20 protein-coding genes are annotated in these 21,277 nt (G+C 75.0%); 7 read left to right on the top strand and 13 right to left on the bottom strand.

From position 1 onward, the window contains the following. Nucleotides 1–232: 232 nt before the first annotated feature. The 4 genes from hutI to hutU all read right to left on the bottom strand — a co-directional run bounded on the left by hutI (nucleotide 233) and on the right by hutU (nucleotide 5,704). Nucleotides 233–1,399, bottom strand: a complete 1,167-nt coding sequence (gene hutI, locus STTU_RS12040) for an imidazolonepropionase (protein ID WP_043254950.1) — start codon at nucleotides 1,397–1,399, stop codon at nucleotides 233–235. Further along, entirely contained in the window at nucleotides 1,396–2,754 is a 1,359-nt protein-coding gene (locus tag STTU_RS12045) for a formimidoylglutamate deiminase (RefSeq protein WP_043254952.1), read from the bottom strand. The genes hutI and STTU_RS12045 overlap by 4 nt, the downstream gene beginning before the upstream one ends. Next, the gene (locus tag STTU_RS12050; protein ID WP_007823066.1) at nucleotides 2,745–3,944 is read right to left on the bottom strand and encodes an allantoate amidohydrolase; all 1,200 of its coding nucleotides are present in this window, start codon (nucleotides 3,942–3,944) and stop codon (nucleotides 2,745–2,747) included. Before STTU_RS12050 ends, STTU_RS12045 begins: the two co-directional genes overlap by 10 nt. An 80-nt stretch (nucleotides 3,945–4,024) precedes the next feature. After that, nucleotides 4,025–5,704, bottom strand: a complete 1,680-nt coding sequence (gene hutU / locus STTU_RS12055) for a urocanate hydratase (protein ID WP_007823068.1) — start codon at nucleotides 5,702–5,704, stop codon at nucleotides 4,025–4,027. Between the two features lie 345 nt (nucleotides 5,705–6,049). Between hutU and STTU_RS12060 the strand changes: the two genes are divergently transcribed. From STTU_RS12060 to STTU_RS12070, 3 genes are all read left to right on the top strand, one after another. Then, entirely contained in the window at nucleotides 6,050–7,054 is a 1,005-nt protein-coding gene (locus STTU_RS12060) for a ScbA/BarX family gamma-butyrolactone biosynthesis protein (RefSeq protein ID WP_007823069.1), read from the top strand. Next, entirely contained in the window at nucleotides 7,051–7,749 is a 699-nt protein-coding gene (locus STTU_RS12065; RefSeq protein ID WP_043254954.1) for an HAD family hydrolase, read from the top strand. Before STTU_RS12060 ends, STTU_RS12065 begins: the two co-directional genes overlap by 4 nt. 61 nt (nucleotides 7,750–7,810) lie before the next feature. After that, on the top strand, nucleotides 7,811–9,013 hold the full coding sequence (locus STTU_RS12070; RefSeq protein WP_007823071.1) for a cytochrome P450: 1,203 nt from the start codon (nucleotides 7,811–7,813) through the stop codon (nucleotides 9,011–9,013). Between the two features lie 15 nt (nucleotides 9,014–9,028). Here the strand turns inward: STTU_RS12070 and STTU_RS12075 are convergent, their stop codons facing one another. Further along, complete coding sequence (locus tag STTU_RS12075; protein WP_007823072.1) at nucleotides 9,029–9,445, bottom strand: ArsR/SmtB family transcription factor; 417 nt, start codon at nucleotides 9,443–9,445, stop codon at nucleotides 9,029–9,031. Nucleotides 9,446–9,680: 235 nt separating this feature from the next. Between STTU_RS12075 and STTU_RS12080 the strand changes: the two genes are divergently transcribed. The 3 genes from STTU_RS12080 (at nucleotide 9,681) to STTU_RS12090 (ending at nucleotide 13,802) form a co-directional block, all read left to right on the top strand. After that, the gene (locus tag STTU_RS12080; RefSeq protein ID WP_007823073.1) at nucleotides 9,681–11,165 is read left to right on the top strand and encodes an MFS transporter; all 1,485 of its coding nucleotides are present in this window, start codon (nucleotides 9,681–9,683) and stop codon (nucleotides 11,163–11,165) included. After that, nucleotides 11,162–12,700 (top strand): FAD-dependent monooxygenase, encoded by a 1,539-nt coding sequence (locus tag STTU_RS12085; protein WP_043254957.1) that lies wholly within the window; start codon nucleotides 11,162–11,164, stop codon nucleotides 12,698–12,700. Before STTU_RS12080 ends, STTU_RS12085 begins: the two co-directional genes overlap by 4 nt. A 163-nt stretch (nucleotides 12,701–12,863) precedes the next feature. Then, nucleotides 12,864–13,802 carry a beta-ketoacyl-ACP synthase III gene (locus tag STTU_RS12090; protein WP_007823076.1) on the top strand — a complete coding sequence of 313 codons (939 nt, stop codon included), beginning with the start codon at nucleotides 12,864–12,866 and terminating at the stop codon, nucleotides 13,800–13,802. A gap of 240 nt (nucleotides 13,803–14,042) precedes the next feature. Here STTU_RS12090 and STTU_RS12095 read toward each other — a convergent pair whose 3' ends face one another. Further along, entirely contained in the window at nucleotides 14,043–14,783 is a 741-nt protein-coding gene (locus STTU_RS12095; protein ID WP_043254959.1) for a hypothetical protein, read from the bottom strand. Beyond that, nucleotides 14,767–15,321 carry an RNA polymerase sigma factor gene (locus STTU_RS12100; RefSeq protein WP_043254960.1) on the bottom strand — a complete coding sequence of 185 codons (555 nt, stop codon included), beginning with the start codon at nucleotides 15,319–15,321 and terminating at the stop codon, nucleotides 14,767–14,769. The genes STTU_RS12095 and STTU_RS12100 overlap by 17 nt, the downstream gene beginning before the upstream one ends. 100 nt (nucleotides 15,322–15,421) lie before the next feature. Here STTU_RS12100 and STTU_RS12105 point away from each other — a divergent pair, with 100 nt between their 5' ends. Next, nucleotides 15,422–16,327: a virginiamycin B lyase gene (locus STTU_RS12105; RefSeq protein ID WP_043254961.1), complete on the top strand. Its 906-nt coding sequence runs from the start codon at nucleotides 15,422–15,424 to the stop codon at nucleotides 16,325–16,327. 167 nt (nucleotides 16,328–16,494) lie between these two features. On the opposite strand, the gene STTU_RS12110 is transcribed toward STTU_RS12105, so the two are convergent. From STTU_RS12110 to STTU_RS12135, 6 genes are all read right to left on the bottom strand, one after another. Further along, nucleotides 16,495–17,298, bottom strand: a complete 804-nt coding sequence (locus STTU_RS12110) for an SAM-dependent methyltransferase (RefSeq protein ID WP_043254963.1) — start codon at nucleotides 17,296–17,298, stop codon at nucleotides 16,495–16,497. A gap of 122 nt (nucleotides 17,299–17,420) precedes the next feature. Continuing rightward, nucleotides 17,421–17,945 carry a hypothetical protein gene (locus tag STTU_RS12115; RefSeq protein WP_043254965.1) on the bottom strand — a complete coding sequence of 175 codons (525 nt, stop codon included), beginning with the start codon at nucleotides 17,943–17,945 and terminating at the stop codon, nucleotides 17,421–17,423. A 69-nt stretch (nucleotides 17,946–18,014) separates the two neighbouring features. Then, nucleotides 18,015–19,079, bottom strand: a complete 1,065-nt coding sequence (locus STTU_RS12120) for an NAD(P)/FAD-dependent oxidoreductase (RefSeq protein ID WP_043254966.1) — start codon at nucleotides 19,077–19,079, stop codon at nucleotides 18,015–18,017. 134 nt (nucleotides 19,080–19,213) lie between these two features. Continuing rightward, nucleotides 19,214–19,972 carry an HAAS signaling domain-containing protein gene (locus STTU_RS12125; RefSeq protein WP_043254967.1) on the bottom strand — a complete coding sequence of 253 codons (759 nt, stop codon included), beginning with the start codon at nucleotides 19,970–19,972 and terminating at the stop codon, nucleotides 19,214–19,216. Beyond that, complete coding sequence (locus tag STTU_RS12130) at nucleotides 19,959–20,378, bottom strand: PadR family transcriptional regulator (RefSeq protein ID WP_007823085.1); 420 nt, start codon at nucleotides 20,376–20,378, stop codon at nucleotides 19,959–19,961. The genes STTU_RS12125 and STTU_RS12130 overlap by 14 nt, the downstream gene beginning before the upstream one ends. Nucleotides 20,379–20,463: 85 nt before the next feature. Continuing rightward, nucleotides 20,464–21,204 (bottom strand): GbsR/MarR family transcriptional regulator, encoded by a 741-nt coding sequence (locus tag STTU_RS12135; protein WP_043257332.1) that lies wholly within the window; start codon nucleotides 21,202–21,204, stop codon nucleotides 20,464–20,466. Nucleotides 21,205–21,277: the final 73 nt, after the last annotated feature.

Here is a 21,277-nt window from a genome sequence, read left to right on the forward strand (position 1 = left end):
CCGTGTTTCCCCTGCCCGCACGTGCCAAAGTCATGCGTGCGGGGCAAATCCCTTACGGCACGGGCACGTTCGGCACCGAATCCGCACAGGTGCGGCGACGGGGCCTGGCGTGGGGGCGTGACGGCGGCCGGAGTGACGCTCCGCGTCCCGCGCGCGGCCCGGAGGGGTTCGCCGGTCGGCCCGTGACCGGGCGCGCGAGGCCCGGTCGGGGCGCGCCCCGCGGCGGGCCGCCTCAGGCCACCCGCTCCCCCGCCCGCCACACCTCCTCCACCAGCGGGACTCCCGGCCGGTAGGCGAAGTGGACGTGGCTCGGGGCGTCGAGGATCTGGAGGTCCGCCCGCGCGCCCGCCGTCAGCGTGCCCACGTCCGTGCGACGCAGCGCCTTCGCTCCGCCCGCCGTCGCGGACCAGAGGGCCTCGTCGGGGGTCATGCCCATGTCGCGGACCGCGAGGGCGAGGCAGAAGGGCATCGAGGAGGTGTAGGAGGAGCCGGGGTTGCAGTCCGTCGACAGGGCGACCGTCGCGCCCGCGTCCAGCAGGCGGCGGGCGTCGGGCCACTCGGCGCGCGTCGAGAACTCCGCGCCGGGGAGCAGCGTCGCGACCGTGTCCGAGGCGGCGAGCGCGGCGACGTCCTCGTCCGTCAGGTGCGTGCAGTGGTCGGCGCTCGCCGCGCCCAGCTCCACGGCCAGTTGGACGCCGGGGCCGTACGTGAGCTGGTTGGCGTGGACGCGCGGGGTGAGGCCGCGTGCCGCGCCCGCCGTGAGGATCGCGCGGGCCTGGTCGCCGTCGAAGGCGCCTTTCTCGCAGAAGACGTCGACCCAGCGGGCGTGCGGCGCGCAGGCGTCGAGCATCGGGCCCGTCACGAGGGCCACGTACGCCGCCGGGTCGTCCGCGTACTCGGGAGCGACGATGTGCGCGCCCAGGTACGTCACCTCGTCGGTGTGCCGGGCGGCGAGGGCGAGCGCGCGGGCCTCGTCGTCGACCGTCAGGCCGTACCCGGACTTCGTCTCCTGCGTCGTCGTGCCCTGCCGCAGCCCCTCGGCGAGGTGGCGGACGAGGTTCGCCTCCAGGTCGGCGTCGCTCGCCGCGCGCGTCGCGGCGACGGTCGTGCGGATGCCGCCCGCCTTGTAGGGCTGACCCGACATGCGGGCGTTGAACTCGCGGGTGCGGTCGCCCGCGAAGACGAGGTGCGCGTGCGAGTCGACGAAGCCGGGGACGACCGCGCGCCCGCCGACGTCCTGGCGCGCGTCCGCGTCGGGGGCGGCGCTCGCGGGTCCGGTCCACGCGATCCGCCCGCCGTCCACGACGAGCGCGGCGTCCTCGATCAGGCCGAGCGGGCCGCCGTGCGCGGGGTCGTTGGTGACGAGGGAGCCGATGCCGGTGAGGAGGGTGCTGGTCATGCGCGCGCGTCCGTTCCTTCGGTGTGCAGGGCCGCGATGGTCTCGGCGAGGAGGGCGGCCGGGTCCGCGACACGGGTGTGCCGTCCGTCCCGTACGACATGCTCGCCGCCGACGACCGTGTGGCGCACGTCCGCCGCGCTGCCCGCGAAGACGGCGGTCTCGGCGCCCAGCGCGGGGCCGTGACCGGCGGTGCGGACCGTGTCGAGGGCGAGGGTCGTGAAGTCGGCGGGCGCGCCGGGCACGAGGCGGCCCGCGTCGGGGCGGCCGAGCGCGGCGTGGCCGCCGGGGCTCGCCGCTTCGAGGAGGGCGGCGGCCGTCCAGTGGCCGCGCGCACGGGTGCGCAGGCGCTCGTCCAGCTCCAGCGCGCGGGCCTCCTCGAAGAGGTCGAGCACGGCGTGGCTGTCGCTGCCGAGCGAGAGCGGGCTGCCCGCCTCCTGGAGCGCGACGGCGGGGCCGATGCCGTCCGCGAGGTCGCGCTCGGTGGTCGGGCACATGCACGTACCGGTGCCCGAGGAGCCGATGAGGCGGATGTCCTCGTCCGTGAGGTGGGTGTTGTGGACGCCGGTGGTGCGCGGGCCCAGTACCCCGTGTTCGTGGAGCAGCCGGGTCGGTGTCACGCCGTGCGCGGCGAGGCACGCCTCGTTCTCGGCGGGCTGCTCGGAGAGGTGGACGTGCAGCGGCGCCCCGCGGTCGGCCGCCCACGCGGCGACGGTCGCGAGCTGATCGGCCGGTACGGCGCGTACGGAGTGGATCGCCGCGCCGACGACGGTGTGGGAGTCGCCGCGCAGCCGGTCCACGCGCCGGGCCCAGGCATCCGCGTCGCCGTCGCCGAAGCGGAGCTGGTGGGGCTCGGGCGGGGCGCCGAAGCCGGAGGAGAGGTACGCGGTGTCGAGCAGCGTGATGCGGACGCCCGCCTCGCGCGCGGCCTCGGTCAGCGCCTCGCCCATCGCGTTGGGGTCCGCGTACGGGGTCCCGTCCGGCTGGTGGTGCACGTAGTGGAACTCGCCCACGGCCGTGATGCCGCCGAGGGCCATCTCGGCGTACACGGCGCGCGCGAGCCGGTGGTAGGTGTCGGGGGTGAGGCGCGCGGCGACCGCGTACATCGTCTCGCGCCAGGTCCAGAAGGTGCCGCGCGCCCGCTGGGTCGCGGCGCGCAGGGCGCGGTGGAAGGCGTGCGAGTGCGCGTTGGCGAGGCCCGGGAGGGTGAGGCCGCGCAGGATCTCGGCGCCGGGCGGGGGGCTCGGGACGCCTTCGGTGAGCGAGGCGATCCGGCCGTCCGCGCCCGCCGTGAGGACGAGCCCGGAGGCGGTACGGGCGCCGAGCCACGCGTGTTCGAGCCAGTACGTCAGCGGCACGCCAGCTCCTCCAGTACGTCCGCGAGGGCGGTGACCCCCGCGTGGCAGTCGGCGCGCTCCGCGTGCTCGGCGGGGGCGTGCGAGACGCCGGTCGGGTTGCGTACGAACAGCATGGCGGTCGGGACGGCGGCGGAGAGGATTCCCGCGTCGTGTCCCGCGCCCGTGGGCAGGACGGGGATCTCTCCCCCGTCGGTGCGCAGGACGCGGCCCAGCTCCTCGCGCAGCGCGTGGCCGAACTCGACGACGGGCGTGAAGGACTCGCGTACGACGGCGAGTTCGACGCCCTCGCGCGCGGCGGCCTCGCGCGCGGCCTCCTCGATCGCGGTCACGACCGTGTCCAGGGTCTCCTGGTCGGCGGCGCGCGAGTCGAGCCAGCCGCGGACGAGCGAGGGGATCGCGTTGACGCCGCCGGGGACGACGTGGAGCTTGCCGAAGGTCGCGACGGCCCGCGCGAGCGCGGCCTCGCGGCGCGCGGCGAGGACCGTCTCGGCGTACGGGAGCATCGGGTCGTGGCGGTCCACGAGCCGTGTCGTACCGGCGTGGTTGGCCTCGCCGCGCCAGTCGAAGCGCCAGCGGCCGTGCGGCCAGATGGCGCTGGCGATGCCCACCGGATCGCCGGTCAGGTCGAGGGCCCGGCCTTGTTCGACGTGGAGTTCGACGTAGGCGGAGACGCGGTTCAGGCGCGCGTGGTCGGCGCCGATCGCCTCGGGGTCGAAGCCGGCCCGCTCCATGGCCCGGGGGAGGCTGATGCCGTCCGCGTCGCGGAGCGCGAAGGCGTCCTCCTTGCTCAGGGCCCCGGCGCTGAGGCGTGAGCCGACGCACGCGAGGCCGAAGCGGGCGCCCTCCTCGTCGGCGAAGTTGGTGATCGCGAGGGGCTTGCGGGGCGCCGTGCCACGCGCGCGCAGCGCGTCGAGCGCGGCGAAGGCGGTGACGACGCCGAGGGGGCCGTCGAAGGCGCCGCCGTCGGGCACGGAGTCGAGGTGCGAGCCGGTGACGACGGCGTCCCGGCCCTCGGGGTCGCCGAGCCAGGCCCACTGGTTGCCGTTGCGGTCCTCCTCGTACGCCAGCCCCCGGTCCGCGGCCTGTTGCCGGAACCAGTCGCGGACGTCGCGGTCGGCGCCGGTCCAGGCGAAGCGGCGGTAGCCGCCGCTGTCCTTGTCGCGGCCGAGCGGGGCGAGGGTGTCCCACATGCGGTCGAAGTCGTCGGGGGTACGGGCGGGGGCCGGGGCGGGCGCCGCCCCGGCCGTACCACCGCGCGGGGTGCGCTCGCTCACGCGGCGCCGCCCTCGTGCCCGTCGCCCTCGCGCATCGGGATGCGGACGCCCTTCGCCTCCGCGACGGCCTCCGCCTCCTCGTACCCGGCGTCGACGTGCCGGATGACGCCCATGCCGGGGTCGTTGGTGAGGACGCGGCGGATCTTCTCGGCCGCGAGCGGGGTGCCGTCCGCGACCGTGACCTGACCGGCGTGCAGCGAGCGGCCCATGCCGACGCCGCCGCCGTGGTGGATCGAGACCCAGGAGGCGCCGGAGGCGACGTTGACCATCGCGTTGAGCAGCGGCCAGTCCGCGATGGCGTCCGAGCCGTCCTTCATGGCCTCGGTCTCGCGGTACGGGGAGGCGACGGAGCCCGTGTCCAGGTGGTCGCGCCCGATGACGATCGGGGCCCGCAGCTCGCCCGAGGCGACCATCTCGTTGAAGCGCACGCCCGCCTTGTCGCGCTCGCCCTGGCCGAGCCAGCAGATACGCGCCGGGAGGCCCTGGAAGTGGACGCGCTCCTGCGCCATCTTGATCCAGCGGTGCAGCGACTCGTTCTCGGGGAAGAGGTCGAGGAGCGCCTGGTCGGTCTTGTGGATGTCGCTCGCCTCGCCGGAGAGCGCGGCCCAGCGGAAGGGGCCCTTGCCCTCGCAGAAGAGCGGGCGGATGTAGGCGGGGACGAAGCCGGGGAACGCGAAGGCGCGCTCGTACCCGGCGAGCCGGGCCTCGCCGCGGATCGAGTTGCCGTAGTCGAAGACCTCGGCGCCCGCGTCCTGGAAGCCGACCATCGCCTCGACGTGCTTCGCCATCGCCTCGCGGGAGCGGGTCGTGAACTCGGCGGGCTTCTCCTTGGCGTAGGCCGCCATGTCGGCGAAGTCGACGCCGAGCGGGAGGTAGGCGAGCGGGTCGTGGGCCGAGGTCTGGTCGGTGACGATGTCGATGGGGGCGCCCTCGGCGAGGAGCTGGGGGAGGATCTCGGCGGCGTTGCCGAGCAGGCCGATGGAGAGCGGCTCGCGGCGGTCGCGCGCGGCGGTGGCGAGTTCGAGCGCGTGGGCGACGTTGTCGGCCTTGACGTCGAGGTAGCGGTGCTCGATGCGGCGCTCGATGGCGCGCGGGTCGCAGTCGACGCAGATCGCGACGCCGTCGTTCATCGTGACGGCGAGCGGCTGGGCGCCGCCCATGCCGCCGAGCCCGGCGGTGAGCGTGATGGTCCCGGCGAGGGTGCCGTTGAAACGCTTGGCGGCGACGGCCGAGAAGGTCTCGTACGTGCCCTGGAGGATGCCCTGGGTGCCGATGTAGATCCACGAACCGGCCGTCATCTGGCCGTACATGGTGAGGCCCAGCTCCTCCAGGCGGCGGAACTCGTCCCAGTTCGCCCAGTCGCCGACGAGGTTGGAGTTGGCGATGAGGACGCGCGGCGCCCACTCGTGCGTGCGCATGACGCCGACGGGGCGGCCCGACTGGACGAGCATCGTCTCGTCGTTCTTCAGGGTGCGCAGGGTGCGGATCATCGCGTCGAAGGAGTTCCAGTCGCGGGCGGCCTTGCCGGAGCCGCCGTAGACGACCAGCTCGTCGGGGTGCTCGGCCACCTCCGGGTCCAGGTTGTTCTGGAGCATCCGCAGCGCGGCCTCCTGCTGCCAGCCGAGGGTGCTCAGCTCGGTGCCGCGAGGGGCGCGGACGGGGCGGGGACCGGACATGGGCTGCCTCCTGTGACTCGATTGATTCACATACTCCACTTCTGAATAGCCCTAGTCAATGGCGACAGGGGGTCGCGGCGGCACGACCCTTCCGCCGCCTAAACCCGCCTCATGCAAACAGTTCCTGTCAGTCATGTGTCGGGCGATGGACGTGCGAGGGCGCGCGACGGGTGTGACGCACTCCACGCCGCGCCCCCGAACACCGCCCTGCGCTGGCACTTCGCGACCCGCCCGCACCCGGGGACGGCGTGGCACGCTCCGTGATCGTCATATCTACGTGGCGAAGCAAATCGAACCTAGATACGGTCAACTTCGTACCTGTTGCTGGTTGAAGGGGGAAGAAACATGGACCAGTTGGGACTTGACTTCGACATCACCGTGCCGCGTCGCCTCGTGCACAGGGCCTCGGTCACGGAGGTCTTCCTGACGGACCACAGGCCGCAGGGCAACGGGGCCCTCATCGCGGCGCAGCTCCCGCGGACGCACGACTACTACAACGACCACACGGCCACGCCCGCCAAGTACGACCCGCTGCTCCTCATGGAGGTGCTGCGACAGTGCGGCATCCTCACGGCGCACGAGTACGTCGGCGCGCCCGCCGATTCGAGCTTCGTCTTCGACGGCGCGAGCCTGCGCGTCCTGTGCGCCGAGGCACTGACCATCGGCTCGCGACCGGCCCGCGCCACGGTGGACTTCCAGGTGAAGGAGACGAAGGAGCGCGCGGGCGCCCCCTGCGGTGCCGTGTACGTGGCGCGCCTCGACATCGAGGGCCGGCCGGCGGCCGAAGCCGTGCTGGAGTGCCGCTGGATGCCGCGCCGGGTCTGGCAGAAGCTGCGCGAGCGCAGCCGCTCCGCTCTCGACCTGAGCCCGCGCGCCCGCCTCACCGGGCAGAGACTGCCCGGCTACCTGGTGGGACGGCGCTCCCCGCAGAACGTCGTGCTCGCGGACGCCACCGTCGGCGGGACCACCGGCGAGGGCACCTCCGTCGTCGGGCACGTGGTCGTGGACCAGGGGCACCTCGGCCTCTTCGACCACCCGCTCGACCACATCTCGGGGGCCGTCATGTTCGAGGCGTTCCGGCAGACGGCCCTGTACGCCGCGAGCGAGGTGCACGGGCTCGCCCCGCGCGGCCTCTTCCTGGAGCGGATGGAGACCCGCTTCGTCCGGGTGGCCGAGTTCGAACTGCCCACGGACTGCCGGGCGCGCGTCGGCGCGAGCGACGAGACGGGTGTCTCCGTCGACCTGGAACTCGTCCAGGAGGAACGGGTCACCGCGACGGCGCGGGTGCGCCTGGGGCGTTCGCTGAGCGCCGCCCTCGTGGAGCAGGAGACGGGGCTGGTGAGCGCGTGAGCACCGGCCCACAGGACGGGGCCCGCGGGCGGGCCTCGGACATGATGGTGTGGTTCGACTTCGGCGGCGTCCTCTCACCGCCGCTCGGTGAGCTGTTCCGCGCCTTCGAGAAGAAGACCGGCATCAGCCCCGAGCAACTGCGCCTCGCCATGGAGGACGTCGGGCACGCACTCGGCCTGCCGCCGCTCGCGCCCATCGAGTCCGGCGCGATGCCCGAGGCGGAGTGGACCGCTCTGCTCTCGAAGGCGCTGCGGCAGCGCTGGCCGGGGCTCGACCAGTCGCGCGCCCACTGGGACGCCTTCGGGCGTCAGTGGTTCGAAGGGGTCGAGGTGAACGCCCCGGTGGCCGAAGCGGTACGGCGGCTGGGCGAGGCCGGTTTCCGCGTCGGCGTCCTCTCGAACAACGTCCGCGAGTGGGAGCCGTACTGGCGGGCCATCATCGCGCCCGCCGGAGAGCTGGACTTCGTCGTGGACTCCTGCCTGCACGGCGTCCGCAAGCCCGAACCGGCGATCTTCGCCCTCGCCCAGCGCACCGCGGCGGCCGGGGCCACGGACTGCGTCCTCGTGGACGACCTGGTGGAGAACTGCGCCGCCGCCGAGGCGGCCGGATGGACGGCCGTCCACTTCCGGGACACCGAGCAGGCGCTGCGGGAGCTGAGCGCGGTCACCGGCGTCCGCCTGTGCAGGCTCCCCTGACCCCGTGCCCCGCCCCGTATCCCTCAGAGCCACTTTCCTCCCACTGTCACTGGAGCACCCCATGGCCACCTCCGCGCCTCCGCAGCCGAGCGTCGACGGCATACCGAACCTCGACCCGGTCCCGACCTTCGTCCCCCTCGCCGCGCGCAGCGGCGGCGGTCTCCCGCTGATCGAGCTGCCCAGCGGGCACACCGCCGTCCACCTGACGCGCTACGCCGACGTGCACCGCGTCCTGACCGACCCCAGCTTCGGCCGCACCGCGACCAACGTCGAGGACGGCCCGAGCTTCCTGCCGACGATCATGCCGAAGGAGCTGCTGCTCAACCTCGACATGCCCGACCACTCCCGGATGCGCGGCTTCGTCAACGCCGACTACAGCGTGGCCGGGGTCGAGCGGCTGCGGCCCCTGGTCAGGGAACTCGTGGCGGCCAAGGCGGCCCGCCTGCGCGGGGCGGAGCGCCCCGACCTGTACGCGACGGTGCTCGACACGCTGCCCGCCGAGGTGAACGGGCGCTTCCTCGGCATCCCGGACGCGGACATCGCGTACTACCGCCCGCTCGGGCACACCGTGCAGGTCGCCTCGCACGAGGACGTGCCGGGGCTCGTCGCCGACTTCACCGAGCTGTACACGTACCTCACCGGGCTCGTCACCGGGGCGCGGCCGAGGATCGAGGGCGGCGTGATCGACCGCTTCCTCGCCGCGCGCGACACGGTCGAACCGCCGCTCGACGACGCCGAACTCGTCGGCATCCTGCTCGGTTCCGTCCTCGGGGCCGACCAGAACATCCTGTCGGTCGCGTCGAAGATCGCGTACGTGCTGCTGTGCCGCCCCGTGCTGTGGCAGCGCCTCGCGGCGGAGCCCGGCATCGCGCCCCGGCTCGTGGACGAGCTGATCCGGCTCATCCCGCTCGGCAACATCTCGGCCTTTCCCCGGATCGCGGGTCGCCGGATCGAGCTGGCGGACGGCGTGGTCGAGGAGGGCGACGTGGTCTACCCGGACGCCTTCGCGGCCAACCGCGACCCCGAGGTCTTCCCCGAGCCGCTGCTGATCGACCCGGACCGCACGGGCAAGCGGCACCTCCAGTTCGGCTACGGGATGCACCACTGCATGGGCGCCGCGCTCGCGCGGATGGAGATCGCCGAGCTGCTCACGACGCTCGCGGCGGAGTTCCCCACGCTCACGCTCGACACCGACCCGGCCGGGCTCACCTGGGACAGCGGGGTCATCCTGCGCCGCCCGGTGACGCTGCCGGTGCGCTGGTAGTCCTCGCGCGGGACGTCACGCTGCCGGGAGCCCCGCCGCTCCCGGCAGCGTCCCGTTCGCGGGCAGCGGCTCGGCTCCCGGCAGAGGGCCGCTCCCGGGCAGCGTCTCGTTCCCGGGCAGCGGCTCGTTCTCCGCGACGAGGCGGAGCAGGCCGGGGAAGCGCTGCTCGATGTCCTCGCGGCGCAGCCGGGCGCTGCGGCTGTTGCCCCGGTCCACCTGCCGGACGAGACCGGCTTCTCGCAGGATGCGGAAGTGGTGCGTACGGGTGGACTTGCCCACGGGCAGGCCGAAGGACGTGCACGTGCGCTCGGTGTCCTGCGGCTGCCGTACGAGGGTCGCGATGACGTGGTAACGCAGCGGGTCGGAGAGCGCTTTGAGCACCGCCTGGAAGTCGAACTCCTCGACGTTCGGGTGGCCTTCGGCATCGGGCATGGCTGCGGCTCCGGGTGGATGAAGTTGAAAACTATACGTTCCAATCCAAGGTACTACTTGCGTGGGACCTTGCGAACATGTCAGGGTGAGGTTCGATAAAAACCGTACCTCTGCGGAGCGCGTCACACCCGCGGAGGCCGCGGCCCTCCCCGCGGCGTCCCGTCGCCGCGCCACCGCCCTCGCACCGTCCCCCGGGGCCGCACCGCCGCCCCGCGTCTCACCTCCGGAGTTCTCCGTGGCCTCACCCACCGCTGACCCGACCCGCCCCGCACAGGCACCGCCCGAACCGGTCAAGGACGCCCCGGCCGGCCCGGGGAAACTGACCCTGATCGCCGTGCTGCTCGCGGTCTTCGTCGTCCCCACCTCGATCTCCGGGACGGCCGTCGCGCTCCCGGACATCGGCGCCGGAACCGGTGCCGCGCAGGGCTCGGCCTCCCTCCAGTGGGTCGTCAACGCCTTCAACCTCGCCTTCGCCTGCTTCACCCTCGTGTGGGGCAGCCTCGCCGACCTCATCGGCCGCATCCGGGCCTTCGCGCTGGGGGCGGCCGTCTTCGCCCTCGCCTCGCTGGCCTGCGCGGTCGCGCCCAACGTGTACGTGCTCGACGGGGCCCGCGCGCTCGCGGGTCTCGGCGGCGCCGCGATCTTCGCCTGCGGCAGCGCGATCATCTCCTCCGCCTTCGAAGGACCGGCCAGGGCCAAGGCGTTCGCGCTCTTCGGCACCGTCGCCGGGGTCGGCGTGGCCCTCGGCCCGACCGTCTCGGGGCCGGCCGTGGACGCGCTCGGCTGGCGCTGGATCTTCGGGCTCCAGGCGATCGTCCTGGCGGTCGTGCTCGCCTGCGTCCCCGTGATCGCCCGGAGCGTGCGCGAGCCCGTCGGCGGCGGCGGTCGCCTGGACGTGCGCGGCGCGGTCGTCTTCGTCCTCGCCATGGCGGCGCTCACGTACGCCATCGTGCAGGGCTCGGCGTGGGGCTGGGCCTCGGCCGGGACGCTCGGCCTGCTGCTCGCCTCGCTCGTGCTCTTCGGCGCCTTCGGGGCGCTCGCGAAGCGGACGGCGGCCCCGCTCCTGGACCTCTCCGTCATCCGCGACCGCCGCTTCCTCGCGTACACGCTGGTGCCCGTCGCCGCCTCCTTCGGCTTCGTCACCCAGCTCACCTACCTGCCGTCGTACCTCGCGACCGTCGCCGACTACAGCGCCTCGGCCGCCGGCACGACGATGCTCCTGCTCACGATCCCCGTGCTCGTCCTGCCGATGGTGGGCGCCAAGCTCGTGGAGCGCGGCACCTCGCCGCTCGCCGTCGTCTTCGCCTCGCTCCTGTGCCTCGTCGTCGGCGACCTCGCCCTGCTGGTGCTCGGCCCGGACACCTCGCTCGCCGTGATGGCCCCCGCGATGCTCGTGACCGGTGCCGGTATGGGCCTGTCCGCCGGTCTCGTCGACGGCCAGGCGCTCGCCATGATCGAGCCCGCGAAGGCCGGGATGGCCGCGGGCTTCCTCAACACGCTCCGGCTCGGCAGCGAGGCCATCGCCGTCGCCGTCTTCGGCTCCGTCCTCGCCTCGCTCGCCGCGTCGGACGGCTCCGGCTCCGGAACCTCCTCGTACAACGACGCCTTCCACGTCCTGCTGTGGGTCATGGCCGGGGTGTGCCTCCTGCTCGGCCTGCTCGTCGTCTCGCTCGCGCGCGGCGGCGACCGGGGCGAGGACGCCGAGGTGAGCACGCCTTGAGCCCCGACCCGTCGCGTCCCCGCGCTCCGCTCTCCTGCGAGGTCGCCGTCGTCGGCGGCGGCCCCGTGGGCATGCTGCTCGCCGCCGAACTGGCCCACCACGGCATCGCCGTGACCGTGATCGAGCGCAACGAGCGGACGCTCGACGTGCCCAAGGCCGGGACGCTCCACGCCCGCACCGCGCAGTCGCTGCGCAGGCGCGGCTACCTCGAGGGCCCCGAGCCGACCACCGCGCTCCTGGACTCCGAGAACGCCGACGGCTTCCACTTCGCGGGGCTTCCCGGGCTCACCATCACGGGCCCCGCCGTGGAGGGCGAGCCGATCGTGGGGCGCTCCCAGGGCGACCTGGAGCGGCTCTTCGAGCGCGTCGCCCTGGAGCGCGGGGCGACCGTCCTGCGCGGGCACCGGGTCACGGCGCTGCACGGGGGCGGGGACGGGACGGGTCCGGCTCTCACCGTCGAGGCGTGCGGGAGCGGCGCCCCGCCCCGCACGCTCACCGCCGCGTACGTCATCGGCGCGGACGGTGCCCGCAGCCTCGTCCGCGAGGCGGCGGGCGTCACGAGCGAGGAGCACGCGCCGCACACCCAGGCCGTACTCGGCCTCGTCGACCTCGACGCGCCCTTCCGGGCACCGGCGGGCTGGACCCCGACCGAGCGCGGCTGGACGGTCATCGGCCCCAATCCGTACGGGCCGAGCCGTGTCGCCGCCTTCGACTTCGGGGGGCCGCACCCCGACCGGCGCACGCCGCTCACGCTCGAAGAACTGCACGCCACCGTCTCGCGCATCGCGGGCCGGGACATCCCGATGCGCAACGCGCGCTTCCTGGACCGCTTCAGCGACTACTCCCGGCTCACCCACACCTACCGCGCCGGCCGGGTCCTCCTCGCGGGCGACGCCGCCCACGTCCACTTCCCGGTCGGCGGCCAGGGCCTCAACCTCGGCATCCAGGACGCCGTCAACCTCGCCTGGAAGCTCGCCCTGCACCTGCGCGGCTGGCCCAGCCCGTGGCTGCTCGACAGCTACACCGCCGAACGCCGCCCCCCGGCGGCCCGCACCATCGCGAACACCCGGGCCCAGCTCGCGCTCATGACCCCCGGCGCCACGCACGATCCGCTGCGCGAGCTGTTCACCCGGCTCCTGCGGCTCCCGGACGTCAGCCGCCACCTCGGCGACATGATCAGCGACCAGGACGTCCAACTGCCGCGCAACGCCGACCAGTCGCCCCTGACCGGGCTCTTCCTGCCGAACCTGCCGCTCACCGTCGAGCGGCGGCCGACGAGCGTGGCGCGGCTCCTGCGCCCGGGGCGGCTCCTCCTGCTCGTCCTGGACCAGGGGACCGAGGAGACGCTGCGCAAGGCGCTCGCGCCCTGGGACGAGGTCGTCGACGTCGTCCCCGCGACGAGCGAGGCGGAACTCCCGCTGCGCGCCGCGCTCCTGCGCCCCGACGGCTACCTCGCCTGGGTGGACGACGGGAACGGGGCGGGCGCGGCCGGGCTGGAGGCCACGCTCGACACGTACCTCGGCCGCCGCGACTGACCCGCCCGCCGCGTCTGAAACGTCCGCCCCGCCGCGCCCGCCCCGGCCCCGCGATCCGGCCGTCGCGGGCCCCCGCCCCGGCCCCCACGCCGCCGCCCGCACGCCCCGCGCCCCCACGTCTCCGCCCCGTCCTCGTCCCTGACCCGTCCTCGGAGGCACCGTCATGACCGGCACCCGTATCACCGCTCTCGGGCACTACCAGCCCTCACGGGTACTCACCAACCAGGACCTCGCGGAACTGGTCGACACGAACGACGCGTGGATACGTTCCCGGGTCGGCATCCGCACCCGGCACCTCGCCGCCGAGGACGAGACCGTCGACTCGATGGCGGCGGCAGCGGCCGAGAAGGCCCTCGCGCACGCGGGCACCGACCCGGCGGACATCGACCTCGTCCTCGTCGCGACCTGCACCGCCGAGGACCGCGCCCCGAGCATGGCCGCGCGGACGGCGGCGCGCCTGGGCATCCCGCACCCGGCGGCGATGGACGTCAACGCCGCCTGCTCGGGCTTCAGCCACGCGCTCGCCCTCGCCGACCAGGCGCTGCGCACGGGGTCCGCGACGCGCGCGCTCGTCATCGGGTCCGAGAAGTTCTCCTCGGTCGCCGACTGGACGGACCGTTCGAGCTGCATCCTCGTCGGCGACGGGGCCGCCGCGGCCGTCGTCGAGCCCGCGGCCGAGCCCGGGATCAGCCCGGTGGTCTGGGGCTCCTTCCCCGACCGGGGCCCGGCGGTGCGCATCGAGGGCACGCCCCCGCGCTTCGCGCAGGAGGGCCAGGCGGTGTTCCGCTGGGCCACCACCGAACTCCCCGCCCTCGTACGGAAGGTGTGCGACCGGGCGGGCGTCCTGCCCAGCGAGCTGGGAGCCGTCGTCCTGCACCAGGCGAACCTGCGCATCATCGAGCCGCTCGCGGCGAAACTCGGCGCGAGCGGCGCCGTCGTGGCCACCGACGTCATCGACTCGGGGAACACCTCGGCCGCGAGCGTCCCGCTCGCCTTCTCCAAGCTGCTCGACCAGGGCCGCGTCCCCGCGGGCGCCCCCGCGCTCCTCTTCGGCTTCGGCGGCGGGCTCTCGTACGCCGGACAGATCGTGACGGCGCCGTGAGGACCCGGAGGGACGGCGTCGGCACCACGCACCACCGGCAGCCCGCGTGACGGCGGCCCGCGTGACGGCTCGCGTGACCGGGATTCGCGTGTCCGGGGCCCGCGTGACCGGGGCTCGCGGCCCGGAGTGGCCTCGGGCGGGGGCGGCGGAGGGCTGAGAGGGAAGCGGGGCGGGGCCGAGGAGGAAACGGGGTTGAGGGGCGGGGGCGAGGGCTCCCCGCCCCTCGGCGCGTGCGGGCCCTCAGCCGCAGCCGAGCACCCGCAGCCGCCGCTCCGTGTCCCCCCGCCCCGTCGTGACGCGTGGCGGCGCGTCCTCCTGGCGCGGCACCTCCACGAGGACGCGCTGCCCGGCCCGGTACGCGTCCCCGGCCGGGGCGGGCACGTCGAAGCGCGCGGTCGGCTCACCGCTCGGGGGCCGCAGCCAGTCGCTCACGCGGACGGTGACCCGTACCCGCCCGTCCGGCAGGGCGCGCACGGCGGTCAACTCGCCCCGCACGACGGTGCGGTACGCGTCGCAGCGCTGCACGCTCTTCGCCGCCGCGCCCCCGTCCGCTTTGCTCGCGGCCCCGTCGGCGCTGTCGGCGCCCCCGCCGCCGGTACGGGCCACGACGGTGAAGAGCGTGACGCACGCGGCGAGCGCGACGAGGCCGGAGCCGATCGCACGGGCGCGGCGCCAGCCGGGACGGGAGAAGCGGGGCGGGCGGAGGAGGCGGGGCGGGAGGGGGCGGGGGGCGGCGTCCACGCGGGGGCCCGCCTCCGTGCGGGGGCCGATGTCCGCCAAGGAGCCCGCCTCCGCCCGGGAGTCCACGTCCGCCCCGAAGCCCGCCTCCGCCCCAGAATCCACGTCCGCCCCGGAGCCCGCCCCCGCCTCGCCGCACTCCGCCGCGATCAGGGCGAAGGCGTGGCGGAGGCGGTCCTCCTCGTGGGCGGTCGCCCCGGTCTCGGGGGAGCGCCTCTGGTCGTCGTCAGCCGGTCCGGTCACCGGAATCCCCCTCCGTCTCGCTCAGCAGGGCCCGCATGCGGGCGGTGGCCGTGTGCAGCCTGCTCTTCACCGTGCCTTCCGGAACGCCGAGTTCGCGCGCGATCGCGGCGACGGGCAGGTCCACGTAGAAGCGGAGCACGAGCAGGTGCCGCTGTTCCGGCGTGAGGCGCGCGAGGGCGTCGGCGACGGTGAGCGCGAGGGTGCGGTCCTCGTCGAGCGGCCGTACGGCCTCGGGCCGCGCCCACCGCGCCGCGAGCCGCGCGCGCAAGCCGTCCTCGCGCGCCCCGGCCCGGTGCCGGTCCACGGCCACGCGCGCGGCGACGACGCCGCTCCACGCGGAGGGGTTCCGTATCCCTGGCCGCCCCGGATCGGCCCGCTGCTCCAGGAGCTTGAGCCGTACCTCCTGCACCCCGTCGTCCAGCTCCCCCCACGGCACACCCCCGAGCACGAGCACGGCCCGCACCCGCGACACATCCACGTCCACGGCATCGTCCGGGGCCGCGTCCCCGCCCCGTCTGAGCCCACGCCCTGCGGCCATTCCCCCCACCCTCCACTCCCGGCTGAGGCTGAGACGCGGGAAGGGGGTGAAACGTTCAGGGGATGTACGCTCGCCCCCCTCGCCCCACCCGGAGGACTTCATGCCGCGCCGCCCGCAGTTCACCGCCTACGACGTCTCCTCGGGCGGCACCGGCCCGTACTCCCTCGCGACCGGCCCGGGGCCGGGCGGCGGGGCGCTGTGGTTCACGTACGCCGGGGACGGCCGGATCGGCCGCTTCGTGCCGGGCGGCGGCGGACTCACGAGCTTCGCCCTCGCGACAGACAGCCGCCCGACCGTCCTCACCCCGGGCCCGGACGCGGCGCTGTGGTGCACGCTCAACGGCGCGGGCCGGATCGGGCGGATCTCGGGGGACGGCGAGGTGCGGGAGTACGCGCCGCCCACGGCGGACTCGGGCCCGTACGGGATCGCCACGGGCCCCGACGGCGCGCTGTGGTTCACCGAGATGACGCCCGGCCGGATCGGACGGCTCACGCCGGAGGGGGAGTTCACCGAGTTCCCGCTCCCCGTCCCGGGCGCGTTCCCCTCGATGCTCGTCGCGGGCGCGGACGGGCGCGCGCTGTGGTGCACGCTCAACCAGGCGCACGCCGTTGCCCGCGTGGCGCTCGACGGCACGGTGATCACGCACCCCCTGCCGACGCCGGGCGCCGCTCCGGTCGGCATCGCGGTGAGCCCGGACGGCTCGGTGTGGTGCACCGAGATCGCCGCCGGGGCGCTCGCCCGCCTCGCCCCGGACGGCCGCGTCACGGAACACCCGCTCCCGGACCGCGAGACGGCCCGCCCGCACGCGGTCACGGTCGCGCCGGACGGCACGGTGTGGTGCACGGCCTGGGGCACGGGCCGCGTCTGCGCGCTCGCCCCGGACGGCACGGTGCTCGCGTACGAACAGCTCCCGGGCGAGGCGCCGGAACCGCACGGCATCACGACGGGCCCGGACGGCGCGGTGTGGACGGCGCTGGAGCGGGGCGAGCTGGTACGGATCGACTGAACCGGCCCCGGCCCGCGCCCAGCCGCCGCGCCTCCGCCTCCCCGCCCGCGCTCAGCCCACCGCGCGCCTCGCCGCGCTCCCCGCCTCGCCGCACCCGCAGCCCGACCAGCTCCCCGCCCCGCCGCACCCGCAGCCCCGACCGGCTTCCCGCCCGCGCCCGGTCCCCCTCACCCCTCCTTGCGCGCCACCGCGCCCCACATCGGCAGGCTGTCGTTCGGCACGTCGCTCGCGCGCGGGTGCCAGCGGTTGAGGGGGACGACGCCGGGGTCGAGGAGGTCGAGCCCGGCGGTGAAGTCGCCCACGCGCTCGCGGGTGCGCGGGGTCGCCGCCGCGTGGTCGGCGGCACGCTCGTTGTAGACGCGCATGGACTCGGCGACCTCGTCGGCGCCGATGTCGCTCGCGGGGTGCGAGAGCACGAGGAAGCTGCCGGGCGCGAGCGGCGCGAGGAGCCGCCGCACGACGTCCCAGGGGTCCTCCGCGTCGCGCAGGTACTGGAGCACCGCGATGAGCATGAGCCCCACCGGCTCGGCGAAGTCGAGCGTACGGGCGGCCTCTTCGAGGATCTTCCCGGGCTCGCGCAGGTCGGCCTGCACGTAGTCGGTGGCGCCCTCGGGGGAGCTGACGAGGAGCGCGCGGGCGTGCGCGAGGACGACGGGGTCGTTGTCCACGTAGACGATCCGCGACTCGGGCGCGACGCGCTGCGCGACCTCGTGCGTGTTGTCGGCGGCGGGGATGCCCGTACCGATGTCGAGGAACTGCCGGACGCCTTGCGCGGCGAGGTGTTCGACGGCGCGGCCGAGGAAGGCGCGGTTGGCGCGGACCGAGGGCACGATGCCGGGGTTGGCGCGGGCGGCCAGCTCGGCGGCCTCCTGGTCCACCGGGTAGTGGTCCTTGCCGCCGAGCCAGACGTTGTAGACGCGGGCCGGGTGGGCCACGGCGGGGGTCGGGGAGAGGGGCGGACGGTCGCTCATGGCGGTCACCTCGTACGGGACGGGGGCGACACCGGGCCCGTACGCGCGGGGGCCCGGCGGGGGTCAGTGCTCACGTTAACCGCCTGACCGGCGCGGAGCCCCGGACGGTCGGCCGGAAACGATCACCGCTCGCGCGCTCCGCGCACCGCGAGCGTGCTCACCGTGCCGTCGCCCCACACGGTCGTGTTCATGAGGAGGTGACCGTCCCCGGCGAGGACGGTGAACTCCGGTACGTACCGCTCGGTGAAGAGCCCGGCCATCGCGCTCCTGAACTGCTCCACCTCGCTGCGCACGAAGTCCCACTCCTCGGCGAGCCGCACCCGCGCCCAGCCGTGGTGCGTCCCGTCGAGGCGCTCGCCGGGCGTCGCCGCCCAGTCCGCGCCGATGACGAACGCGTCCTCCGCGTCGAGGAGCCGGAACTCCTTCGCCATCCGGAACCAGCCCGCGTTGACCTTGTCGGCGAGGTCCGGCGCGTCCACGGCGGCGACCTCGTGGGCGCGCGCGTCGTGCCGCCCCTGCGCGGGCAGCGCGGACGCGGCCCCGCCCGCGGGCAGCGGCGGCATGGCCGGCTCGCCGCGTACGCGCCCGAGGAATCGCAGCCCGGCGGGGGCGAGGAGCACGGCCAACTCCGTGTCGTTGAGGGGCACGAAGCCGACCTTACGGGACGTTCGCACCCCCGGCGCGGGAACGCCGGGACCGGTCGGCCGGGTCGCGGCTCAGCCGCTGAACCCCTTCCGCGAGCCGAAGGCCGCCGCCCGCACGATGAGTTCCTTCGCCCGCGCGCCCGTCCGTCCCCCGAGGTGAGCGGTCCGCAGCGAGTCGTCGAGATGCGTGAACTGCATGACGGCGTCCGCGCGGCCGAGGCTCACGCACCGGCCCACGTAGCGCAGCGGGTACGGCTTCGGCTCGCGGCCCGCGACGAGCCGGGCGAGGACGTCCACGGCGTGCGCGGCCTGCGGACCGGCGGTCTGGCAGCCGAAGCGCGCGCCCGGCACGGCGGCGCAGTCGCCCACGGCGAGGATCCGCCCGTCGCTGACGCTGCGCAGGTACGGGTCCACGACGGCCCGGCCCGCCGCGTCCACGTCGAGCCCGCTGTCGGCGGCGAGCGGCGGCACCCCCGAGACGACCGCCCACAGCACGAGGTCGGCGGGCAGCGAGCCGCCCGAGCGCAGCCGCACCTCCCCCTCCGCCGCTCCGGCCCCGGTCACGACGTCCTCGACGAGGTCGACGCGGAGGCGGCCGAGCGCGGCGAGCGCGCGGGCCCTGGCCTGCCCCGAGAGCATGTCGGCGATCCGCTCCCCCACGAGCCGAACCCGCAGGTCCGGGCGTTGTTCGGCGACCTCGGTCGCGGTCTCGACGCCGGTCGCGCCGCCCCCGACGACGGTGACGTGCGCCCCGGCGGGCAGCGCGGCCAGCGCGGCGCGCGCCTGCCCGGCGCCCTCCCACGTCCCCACGGGGACTGTCCCGGGCAGGGGCCGCGCGGTGCTTCCGACAGCGAGGAAGAGATGGTCGTAGGAGAGCGTGGCGCCCCCGGCGAGCACGAGGGTCCCCTCGCTCACCTTCTCGACCGCCCCCACCCGGACCTCGATGCCGTCGCGCAGCATCGACCGCAGCGGCCTGGCGGCCTCGGCGCTCCCCGCGACGCGCTGGTGCAGGCGCACCCGCTCGACGAACTCCGCGCGCGGGTTGACGACCGTGACCTCGGCCCCCTTCACCTTCTTGACCAGGCGGTTCGCCGCCAGCGTCCCGGCGTAACCGGCTCCCACCACAAGCACCTTCATCACGGTCCCCTTCCGGACGGTTCGCTCCAGGCGTCTCACCTCCTTGACGGCGCAGCGCCTCGATGTGTGACAGGGGAGCGCGGGGCGGTGCGGCGGGGCTGCCCCCCGGGCGGCGGCCCGCGGGGCGGTGGCGCTCAGACGCGCCGCTTCCTCCACAGCCAGGCGCAGCCGGCGGCGACGACGAGGAAGAGGACGACGACGAGCGTCCAGCGCGCGGCCGCGGGCGCGGTGGCGTCGTCGGGATGGACGAAGTACGTCCACCAGGCGATGTGCGCGAGGGTCGGGACGATGAGCGTGGCCGTGAGGCCGACCCACTTCTGGCCCCGGTCCCAGTGCCGCGAGCAGCAGACCATGACGAGAGCGGTGACGAGGAGCGCGAAGGAGAGCAGGGAGAAGAGCGACATCGTGCTCACGTACGGCAGCACGTCGGCGAGGAGCAGCAGCACGAGCGGCACCTCGGCGGGCGAGCGCCGCCGCCCCCGGGGCTCGGCCGCGGCCCCGGCCCACGCGGTGCCGGTGTCCCAGGCGCCCCCGTTCCCCCGCGGTCCACCGGCCCCGGCACCCCGCGGTATGCCCGCACCCGCGTCCGCCCCGAAGCCCGGCCCGCCGCCGAAGCCCGGCCCGGCCCCGAAGCCCCGGTCCGGGCCGGAACCCGCTCCGCGCCCGTCCCCCGCCCCGTCCCCCAGCTCCTGCATCGCCGTCGCGGCGATGGCGCGGGGGTCGCCCATCTCGGCGAGGATCTCGCGCACGCCGCCGGGACGCTGGGCGAGGGCGACCTCGATGTGCTCGCCGAGGTCGGCCATCAGCTCCTGGCGCACGTCCGGGGGCAGCAGGGCGCTCTCGCGCGCGACGGCCGCGAGGTAGTCGCGCACGAGAGTGTCATCGGTCTTCACGGGAATCCCTTTCGGTGTCCGGGTGCGGGCCGCCCGGGGTGAGGAGGTGGTCGACGGCGTCGCGGAAGCGGGGCCAGATCGCGGCGAAGTCCGCGAGGGCGCGGTGACCGGTGGCGGTGAGTTCGTAGTACCTGCGAGGCGGCCCGGACGTGGACTCCCGCCAGGTCGTGGCGACGAGCGCGTCGCGCCGCAGCCGCGAGAGCAGCGGGTAGACGGTGCCCTGGCTGGTCGCGAGGGCGCCGGTCTCCTGGAGGGCGCCGAGGAGTTCGACGCCGTACTTGGGGCCGTCCCGCAGCAGGGCGAGCACGCAGTACTCCAGGACTCCCTTGCGGAGTTGGCTCTCCGCCTTCCCCGGGGCGGCGTCACCCGTTCCCCCGTACCTGTTGCTTGCTCCGCCAGGTTCCATGCATGGCAAGGTACCAGCCCTGGCAAGGTTCCCGGGGCCTGCGGGGGTGCTCACCCCTGCTCGCGCGGGGATCCCGCAGGCGCGCTCACCCCTGCTCGTGCGCGCCCGCCTCCTCCTCGAGCCCGACGTAGAGGACATCGCGCGCTTCCTCCGCCGCCCGGCGCAGGGCGTCCGAGAGGAAGTCGAGGAAGCGGGCGGTGTTCTCCAGGCGGATCGCGGCGGGCGTCCCGGCGCCGAGGACGCGGACGCCCTCGCGCGCGGTCGCGACGATGAGGTCGTTGGAGCGGATGCTGGCGATGATCGACTCGTACCAGACCCCGTTGTCGATCACGTACCGCTCGCGGCGGCCCTCGGTCAGGCGCCGGACGAGCCCTTGCGCCTCCATGAAGGCGACGGCCTTGGAGACGGAGGCCGGGCTGATCCCGAGGCGGTCGACGAGTTCGGCGGCGGTGAGGCCGCCGGAGTCGGTGAGCGCGAGGGCGGCCTGCACGCGGGCGGCCATCCGGGGCAGGCCGGAGGTGAGGAAGACCTCGGTGAGCGTCTCCTCGTAGGCGCGCACCGCCTCCGGGTCCCGCCCACCCGCCTCGCCGGGGGCAGGTCGCGCGTCGCGGGCGGCGGGCGGGGTGCGGCGCCGGGAGCGCTGCTCGGTGGCGCGCTGGGCGCGTTCGGCGCGGTACGCGGCGGGGCCGCCGTTGCGCATGACCTCGCGCGTGACGGTCGAGGTCGGGCGGCCGATGAGCCGGGCGATCTCGGCGTAGGCGAGGTCGTCGCCGAGGCCCTGCGCGATCCGCTTGCGCTCCTGCTGCGTGAGCCTGCCTCCGGGCACCGCGACCACCACTCCCTCGTCCGTACGTCACCTGTCTCCGTCGGCACGAGAATAGCGTTCACCGCAGTTCATT

Source organism: Streptomyces sp. Tu6071, from assembly GCF_000213055.1.
Taxonomy (GTDB): domain Bacteria; phylum Actinomycetota; class Actinomycetes; order Streptomycetales; family Streptomycetaceae; genus Streptomyces; species Streptomyces evansiae.

Bases quoted from the DNA above. Each gene is read 5' to 3' on its own strand.
- STTU_RS12050 (WP_007823066.1), bottom strand. From the start codon at position 3,944: ATGTGGGACACCCTCGCCCCGCTCGGCCGCGACAAGGACAGCGGCGGC.
- STTU_RS12130 (WP_007823085.1), bottom strand. From the start codon at position 20,378: ATGGAACCTGGCGGAGCAAGCAACAGGTACGGGGGAACGGGTGACGCC.
- STTU_RS12090 (WP_007823076.1), top strand. From the start codon at position 12,864: ATGACCGGCACCCGTATCACCGCTCTCGGGCACTACCAGCCCTCACGG.
- STTU_RS12110 (WP_043254963.1), bottom strand. From the start codon at position 17,298: ATGAGCGACCGTCCGCCCCTCTCCCCGACCCCCGCCGTGGCCCACCCG.
- STTU_RS12100 (WP_043254960.1), bottom strand. From the start codon at position 15,321: ATGGCCGCAGGGCGTGGGCTCAGACGGGGCGGGGACGCGGCCCCGGAC.
- STTU_RS12120 (WP_043254966.1), bottom strand. From the start codon at position 19,079: ATGAAGGTGCTTGTGGTGGGAGCCGGTTACGCCGGGACGCTGGCGGCG.
- STTU_RS12070 (WP_007823071.1), top strand. From the start codon at position 7,811: ATGGCCACCTCCGCGCCTCCGCAGCCGAGCGTCGACGGCATACCGAAC.
- hutI (WP_043254950.1), bottom strand. From the start codon at position 1,399: ATGACCAGCACCCTCCTCACCGGCATCGGCTCCCTCGTCACCAACGAC.
- STTU_RS12075 (WP_007823072.1), bottom strand. From the start codon at position 9,445: ATGCCCGATGCCGAAGGCCACCCGAACGTCGAGGAGTTCGACTTCCAG.
- hutU (WP_007823068.1), bottom strand. From the start codon at position 5,704: ATGTCCGGTCCCCGCCCCGTCCGCGCCCCTCGCGGCACCGAGCTGAGC.
- STTU_RS12060 (WP_007823069.1), top strand. From the start codon at position 6,050: ATGGACCAGTTGGGACTTGACTTCGACATCACCGTGCCGCGTCGCCTC.
- STTU_RS12105 (WP_043254961.1), top strand. From the start codon at position 15,422: ATGCCGCGCCGCCCGCAGTTCACCGCCTACGACGTCTCCTCGGGCGGC.